This window comes from Streptomyces sp. NPDC101490 (assembly GCF_044767145.1).
In the GTDB taxonomy this organism is placed as follows: domain Bacteria; phylum Actinomycetota; class Actinomycetes; order Streptomycetales; family Streptomycetaceae; genus Streptomyces.
In genome coordinates, this window is record NZ_JBIWNI010000012.1 from 55,267 (window position 1) to 60,371 (window position 5,105).

The 5,105-nt window shown below is 73.1% G+C and carries 5 protein-coding genes; all 5 read right to left on the minus strand.

The genetic code is table 11. The features are described from left to right. Nucleotides 1-1,802 (minus strand): protein translocase subunit SecD (gene secD / locus ACIRQY_RS21725; RefSeq protein ID WP_403928086.1); only part of this gene is annotated, 1,802 nt, incomplete at its 3' end. Between the two features lie 147 nt (nucleotides 1,803-1,949). Next, complete coding sequence (gene yajC, locus ACIRQY_RS21730; protein ID WP_403928089.1) at nucleotides 1,950-2,426, minus strand: preprotein translocase subunit YajC; 477 nt, start codon at nucleotides 2,424-2,426, stop codon at nucleotides 1,950-1,952. A 164-nt stretch (nucleotides 2,427-2,590) separates the two neighbouring features. After that, nucleotides 2,591-3,679 (minus strand): Holliday junction branch migration DNA helicase RuvB, encoded by a 1,089-nt coding sequence (gene ruvB, locus ACIRQY_RS21735; protein ID WP_403928091.1) that lies wholly within the window; start codon nucleotides 3,677-3,679, stop codon nucleotides 2,591-2,593. A 44-nt stretch (nucleotides 3,680-3,723) separates the two neighbouring features. Beyond that, the gene (gene ruvA, locus ACIRQY_RS21740) at nucleotides 3,724-4,356 is read right to left on the minus strand and encodes a Holliday junction branch migration protein RuvA (protein WP_351787497.1); all 633 of its coding nucleotides are present in this window, start codon (nucleotides 4,354-4,356) and stop codon (nucleotides 3,724-3,726) included. Further along, nucleotides 4,353-4,916 (minus strand): crossover junction endodeoxyribonuclease RuvC, encoded by a 564-nt coding sequence (gene ruvC, locus ACIRQY_RS21745; protein WP_403928281.1) that lies wholly within the window; start codon nucleotides 4,914-4,916, stop codon nucleotides 4,353-4,355. Before ruvC ends, ruvA begins: the two co-directional genes overlap by 4 nt. Nucleotides 4,917-5,105: the final 189 nt, after the last annotated feature.

The window sequence follows — 5,105 nt, forward strand, 5'->3', positions numbered from 1 at the left end:
CCCCGCTTTCCCCGCGGGGGAGCCGGCCACCGAGAACCCCGAGCATCGACATCACCGGGGGGGGGGGGGGGGGGGGGGGCCGCGGGGGGGGGGGGGGGGGGGCGGCGGGGGGGGGGCGGCCCCCCCCCCCGCTTCGGGTCCAGGCCGGACCAGGCGTGGCCGTTGCCGAAGAACTTGGTCCGCGCGAGGAGCGTCATGACCGGCTTGGTGAAGAAGAACACCACGACGACGTCGAGGAGGGTGGTCAGACCGAGCGTGAACGCGAAGCCCTGGACCTTGCCGACGGTGACGACGAAGAGTACGGCCGCGGCCAGGAACGACACGAAGTCGGAGACCAGGATGGTGCGGCGGGCGCGCGGCCAGGCGCGCTCGACGGCCGGGCGGAGCGTACGGCCCTCGCGGAGTTCGTCGCGGATGCGCTCGAAGTACACGATGAACGAGTCCGCGGTGATGCCGATGGCGACGATGGCGCCGCAGACGGCCGGCAGGTTCAGCGCGAAGCCGATGGCCGGGCCGAGCAGGGCCATGATCACGTAGGTGAGCAGCGCGGAGACGCCGAGGCTGAGGATGGCGATCAGCGACAGGCCGCGGTAGTAGGCGACCAGGTAGATGATGACGAGACCGAGGCCGATGGCGCCGGCGATCAGACCGGCCTCCAGCTGGTCGCCGCCGAGCGCGGCGGTGACGGTGTCGACGCTCTGGGTCTGGAAGGACAGCGGCAGGGCGCCGTAGGACAGGATGTTGCCGAGGTCCTGGGCGGACTGCTGGTTGAAGCTGCCGGAGATCTCGGCGCTGGCGCTGAGGGTCTGGCGCACCGACGGAGCCGAGACGACCTCGCCGTCGAGGACGATCGCGAAGCGGTTCTGCGGGTCGGTCTGGGCCGACAGCTTGCTGGTGATCGACTGGAACTTCTTCGAGCCGGAGCCCGTGAAGTCCATGGTGACGATCCACATGCCGCGCTGCTGGTCGAAGACGCCCTTGGCGTCGTCGACGTCGCGGCCCTCGACCTCGGCCGGGCCGAGGATGTACTTCGACCAGGCGCCGGGGCCGTCCTCACCACAGGCGACGGTGGGCTCGGCGGGCTTGACGCCCTGGCCCACGGCGCTCCGCTGCTTGGGGTCGAGGCAGTTCAGCTCGGTGAACTTCTTCTCGAGCGCCGCGGTGGCCGCGTCGGGCTTCGGGGCCTCCGTGGGGGTGCCCGTGGCCTTCGGCGTCGCGGAGGCGGTGGTCGTGGCGGTGGGGCTCGGGGCCTTGAGGGCCTCGGTGAGCGCACGGCCCTGGGTGGCGCCGGTCGTCGGCGTCTTCCCGCCGACGGTCGCGCCGGAGGCGGTCGGCGTCGGCTTGGCCGAGGGGGAGCCGGTGGAGTCGGCGGTCGGCGCGGGCGCGGGGGCGCCGTTCGTCACCGCGAGAACGGGCCGGAAGTAGAGCTGGGCGGTGGTACCGACCTGCTCGCGGGCCTGCTTCTCGTTCGTCCCGCGAGGGATGTTGACGATGATGTTCTCGCGGCCCTGGGTCTGGACCTCTGCCTCGGAGACACCCAGACCGTTGACACGGCGCTCGATGATGTCGACCGCGGTCTTCATGTTGGTCTCGTTGACCGCCGACTCCTGGCCCGGCTCGGCCTTGGCCTTGAGCGTGATCGACGTACCACCGGCGAGGTCGATGCCCAGGCGCGGGGTGGTGTGCCCCGACCAGAACATTCCGCCGGTGAGCGCGACCATGGCGATCAGGATGAGTGCCAGGGCGCGGCCCGGCCGGCTCTGTCCCCCCGCCGGCCTTCGGCCCTTCTTCGGTGCTGCCACCTGTCGTATCTCCCTGTCCAACCGTCCCGCGCCGGGTGTGCGCGGGACGGCCACGAAGTATGTGTGGGGACCATCCCCCGCAGACGTGGAACCGTTCCGGGGACACCGCGCGCGCCCGGTGGGCGTGTGCGGTGTCCCCGGCCGCGACTACTTCGCGTCGGTCTCGCCGTCGGTCTTGCCGTCCTTCTGCCCCTCGGTCGCGGCCTCGGCCGCGTCCGCCTTCTTCGTCAGGTCGGCCTTCGGCGCCGCGTCCTCGGTCTCCGTGGCGTCGGCGACCTCGGTCAGCGAGGAGGCGTCGTCCGGGACGACCGTGTCGGTGTCCGACGCCTCGTCCTCCTCCTCGTCACCGTGGACGATCCGGTTGTACTCGGAGTCGTCGAGGACCGCGCCGATCGCGTTCTTGGCGTAGACCGCGTGCACGCCGGGGGCGACCTCCAGGAGGACGGTCTCGTCGCCGATCTCCTTGACCGTGGCGTACATCCCCCCGATCGTCCGCACGCCGGTACCGGGCTGCATGTCGTCACGCATCTTCGCCGCCGCCTGCTGCTTCTTCTTGGCGGAGCGGGTCATCAGGAACATGGCCCCGATGAGGACGATGAAGGGGAGGAGGGTCACGATGTTCACGGGACGGGTTTCCTTCGCATGGTCGCGGAGAACCGCGGCCTGATCTTCGGGGGTGGGCGCGCCGACCGGAAAGGGCGGCATCGGCGGAGTCTAGGCGAGTCCGCATCGATGGAACAACGTCCAGCATCGCACCCCGGTTCCTGTACGGGCGAGTGTCCGCACCGTCACGCCCCGAAGAGCCCCGGTTGTCCGCTTCCTGGCACCGTCGGGCCCGCTGCCTGCGGCGGAACGAGTCCGAGGTGGGCCCAGGCCGCCGGAGTGGCGACCCGGCCACGGGGCGTGCGGGCCAGCAGACCCTCCCGTACGAGGAAGGGTTCGGCGACCTCCTCGACGGTCTCGCGCTCCTCCCCCACGGCTACGGCGAGGGTCGAGAGGCCGACGGGACCGCCGCCGAAGAGCTTGAGCAGGGCCTCCAGGACGGCCCGGTCGAGCCGGTCGAGGCCGCGGGCGTCGACCTCGTAGACGCGCAGGGCGGCCTCCGAGATCTCCCGGGTGATGACGCCGTCCGCCTTGACCTGAGCGTAGTCACGGACCCTGCGCAGGAGGCGGTTGGCGATACGGGGGGTGCCCCGGGAGCGGCCGGCGATCTCGGCGGCGCCCGCGGTGTCGATCTCGACGTCGAGGAGGCCCGCCGAGCGGTGGACGACCCGCCGGAGCTCCTGGGGGTCGTAGAACTCCATGTGGCCGGTGAAGCCGAAGCGGTCGCGCAGCGGGGGCGGCAGCAGTCCGGCCCGGGTGGTGGCGCCGACCAGGGTGAACGGCGGCAGTTCCAGCGGGATGGCGGTGGCGCCGGGGCCCTTGCCTACGATGACGTCGACCCGGAAGTCCTCCATCGCCATGTAGAGCATCTCCTCGGCGGGCCGGGACATGCGGTGGATCTCGTCGAGGAAGAGGATCTCGCCCTCCTGGAGGGAGGAGAGGATCGCGGCGAGGTCCCCGGCGTGCTGGATGGCGGGGCCGGAGGTGATGCGGATCGGCGCGCCCATCTCGGCGGCGATGATCATCGAGAGGGTCGTCTTGCCGAGGCCCGGGGCGCCGGAGAGCAGGACGTGGTCGGCGGTGGCACCGCGCTGGCGGGCGGCCCTGAGGACCAGGTCGAGCTGCTGGCGGACCTTCTCCTGGCCGACGAACTCACTGAGGTCCTTGGGGCGCAGGGCCGCCTCGACGGCCTGGTCGTCGCCCTCGGCGGCGGCTCCGACGAGCCGCGCCCCGTCCTCGGGGGCCTCGGCGGCGGTGTCGTCGTCCCAGTTCACGGTGGATGCCTTCTTGTTCGTACGGCCCGGTGGGCCGGGGTGGCTCAGCGGGTCCGGTTGAGGGTCTGCAGGGCGGCGCGCAGCAGCTGCGGCACGGGCGCGGTGCCGGTCTCGGCGAGGGCGGCCTCGGCCTGCGGGGTGACGGCGCTCACGGCCTCGTCGGCCTCCCGGCTCGCGTAGCCCAGGCCGATGAGGGCGGCGGAGAGCTGCTCGGTCCACGGCGCGGGCCCGGTGGCCGCCGCGCGCTGGGCGCCGACCAGGCCGCTGCTGCCGAGGGGGGCGCCGAGCTTGTCCTTCAGTTCGAGGAGGAGTTTCTGGGCGCCCCGCTTGCCGATGCCCGGGACGGCGGTGAGGGTCTTCTCGTCGCCGGTGGAGACGGCGAGGCGCAGGGTGTCGGGGCTGTGCGTGCCGAGCATGGCCTGGGCGAGGCGGGGGCCGACGCCGCTGGCGGTCTGGAGCAGCTCGAAGACCTGCCGCTCGTCGTCGTCGGCGAAGCCGTACAGGGTGAGGGAGTCCTCACGGACGACGAGGGAGGTGGCGAGCCGGGCGTCCTCGCCGATCCGCAGCCGGGCGAGAGTGGCCGGGGCGCACTGCACGGCCATCCCCACACCGCCGACCTGGATCACGGCGGTGGTGGGGGCGAGGGCGGCGACCTGGCCGCTGACGAAGGCGATCATCGGGTTCGGCCTTTCACGGCGGAGGGCTGCGGTGCGGCCGTCTGCTGGAGGCGGCTGCGGGCGACGGCCTGCTGGAGGCGGTTCTGGGCGGGGGCGCGCCAGATGTGGCAGATGGCGAGGGCGAGGGCGTCGGCGGCGTCGGCGGGCTTCGGGGGTGCGGAGAGCCGGAGCAGCCGGGTCACCATGGCTCCGACCTGGTCCTTGTCGGCGCGTCCGCTGCCGGTGACGGCGGCCTTGACCTCGCTGGGGGTGTGCAGGGCGACGGGGATGCCCCGGCGTGAGGCGCAGAGCATGGCGACGGCGCTCGCCTGGGCCGTGCCCATCACCGTACGCACATTGTGCTGGCTGAACACCCGCTCCACGGCGACGAGTTCGGGCGAGAAGCGGTCGAGCCACTCCTCTATGCCCCGCTCGACGGCGACGAGCCGGGGGCCGATGTCGTCGCCGGGGGGCGTGCGGACCACGCCCACGCCGAGCATGGTCAGGGGGCGTCCCGCGACACCTTCGACGACGCCGACTCCGCACCGGGTCAGCCCGGGGTCCACCCCGAGGACACGCACGTCGTCCCCCTTTTCTTCGCTCATCTGTTTGTGCAGGCTATCGGCTGCCACCGACAACGCAGCGGGGGGGGGGGGGGGGGGGGGGGGGGGGGGGCGGCGGGGCGGGGGGGGGGGGGGGGGGGCGGGGGGGGGCCGGGGCCCGCGGGGGGGGGGCGGGGGGGGGCGGCCGGGGGGGGCGGGGGGGGGGGC

What these genes read in the sequence shown, in the direction of transcription:
- ruvA (WP_351787497.1), bottom strand. Translation starts at nt 4,356, where the DNA reads ATGATCGCCTTCGTCAGCGGCCAGGTCGCCGCCCTCGCCCCCACCACC.